The 2,139-nt window shown below is 57.1% G+C and carries 1 protein-coding gene; it reads right to left on the bottom strand.

The features are described 5' to 3' along the window. Positions 1-2,084, bottom strand: a 2,084-nt coding sequence (gene glgP, locus AAH187_RS00065; RefSeq protein WP_342346385.1) for a glycogen/starch/alpha-glucan family phosphorylase, incomplete at its 3' end; no start/stop codon positions are given. Between the last annotated feature and the right edge of the window lie 55 nt (positions 2,085-2,139).

Raw genomic sequence — 2,139 nt, 5'->3', positions numbered from 1 at the left:
TCGCCCGCTTCTTCCGCCATCTCAATGGTCGCGCCGTCTCGTGTGCCCAACGTCAGCGCGCCGTTCATCATGAATTTCATGTTGCTCGTGCCGCTGGCCTCATAGCCGGCGGTGGAAATCTGGTTGGAGACATCGGTAGCCGGGATCAGCCGTTCCGCAAGCGAGACGCAGTATTCCGGTAGGAACACGACTTTGAGGCGACCTTTCACCGTCGGGTCGCCGTCGATGGTGCCGGCCAGATTGTTCAGGAACTTAATGATGACTTTGGCCAGGTGGTAGGCCGGTGCCGCCTTGCCGGAAAAGAAAAATGTCCGAGGGGCCATCTTCAGCTTCGGATTCTCCCGCAACCGGTTGTAGAGCACGACGATGCGCAAGGCGTTGAGGAGTTGCCGTTTATATTCATGGATGCGTTTGACCTGACAATCGAAGATGGAGTCAGGATCAATGGTCTGGCCGCTCTCCGACTTAAGCCACTGGGCAAACTGCACTTTTGCCGCGCGCTTCGCCTTGCGGACCGCGTCGCGGAACCCCTTGTCGCCGGCCAGTTTCTTGAGCTTGGTCAGTTGGGGGAGATCGGTAATCCAGCCGTCGCCGATGGCCTCAGTGATGGCGTGGGAGAGCGCAGGGTTCGCCAGCAGCAACCACCGTCTCGGCGTGACCCCGTTGGTCTTGTTGTTGAACCGCTCGGGATACAGCTCAGCCAGATCTTTTACCGTTGTGGAGCGTAAAAGTTCGGAATGAATGGCTGCCACGCCGTTGGTGCTATGCGATCCGACGATGGCCAGATTGGCCATGCGAACTTTTCGTATCGCCCCCTCCTCGATGAGGCTGACGTTGGAGAGACGGCCTTCGTCACCGGCGAAGCGCGCACGCGCATGGTCAAGATGCCGGCGATTGATCTCGTGGATAATTTCCAAATGGCGCGGCAGCAAGAGTTCAAACCATTGATGCGGCCATTTTTCCAATGCTTCGGGTAGCAGGGTATGGTTTGTATACGCGAGTGTTCGCTGCGTCAGATCCCAGGCCTGATCCCAGCCGTGCTGGGCGTCATCGAGGAGAATGCGCATGAGCTCAGGAACGGCCATCGTCGGGTGTGTGTCGTTCAACTGGATGGCGACTTTTTCCGGGAGAGCGTTCCAATCGGTATTGCCGCGCCGGAAACGCCGCACGAGATCGCCTAGCGAGCAGGCGACCAGGAAATATTCCTGCAGAAACCGCAACCCCTGACCCTTGACTGTGGAGTCGTCGGGATACAGCACACGGGTGAGTGACTCGGCCGCGAGCGTGCCGGCCAACGCGGCCACGAAATCACCGCTGCTGAACCGCTGGAAATCGAAATAATCCGGTACCGCCGCAGCCCAGAGCCGGAGGGTATTGATCGTTTTACCCCCGTACCCGATGACCGGACGATCGAAGGGGATACCGATGATGCTGGTAGGGCGCCCAGGGATCATGCGTAAAATCCCGTCGCGCAGTTCGAACGAACAGTTCAATTTCACTTCCACGGCTTCCTCGAGACGTGGCACTTCCCAGGGATCGGGACGCCGCAACCAATTATCCGGTTGCTCGCATTGCCAGCCATCCTTGATCGTTTGCTTGAAGATTCCATATTCGTAACGAAGGCCGTAGCCCATGCCGGGAATTTGCATTGTCGCCATGGAATCGATGAAGCACGCTGCGAGCCGGCCAAGACCTCCGTTCCCCAACCCGGCATCCGGCTCCATCTCAAGCAGGGCCAGCGGGTTAAGACCTCTCTTTTTTAGGCCCTCTAATGCCAGCGATCCCAGCATGGCGTTGGTCACGTTGTTGGCGAGAGACCGCCCGAGCAGGAACTCCATTGACAGGTAATACACCCGCTTGGGGTTTTTCCGCTCGTAGGTTTGCTCTGTCTTGAGCCATCGTTGCGAAATGACATCTCGAACTGATCCGGCAGTCGCCTCAAACTGTTCGCGGGGGTCCGCTTTCTTGGGGTCAATGACATGATCAAAGATGAGATGCCGTTCATAAAGTGCATCGTTTGTGCCGGAAAATTGGATGGGTCCACACCCGTACTGTTCAAGAAGTTCTTTTGAACGGTCTTTCATATTACCTCCACGTAAGCTTTCACGCGTTCATATTGATTGTCCACGACCTGGGTGC

It is taken from the genome of uncultured Nitrospira sp., from assembly GCA_902500695.1.
Classification (GTDB): domain Bacteria; phylum Nitrospirota; class Nitrospiria; order Nitrospirales; family UBA8639; genus Nitrospira_E.
The sequence above is the reverse complement of the archived record's forward strand: the minus strand, read 5'-3'. Positions and strand labels throughout refer to the sequence as shown.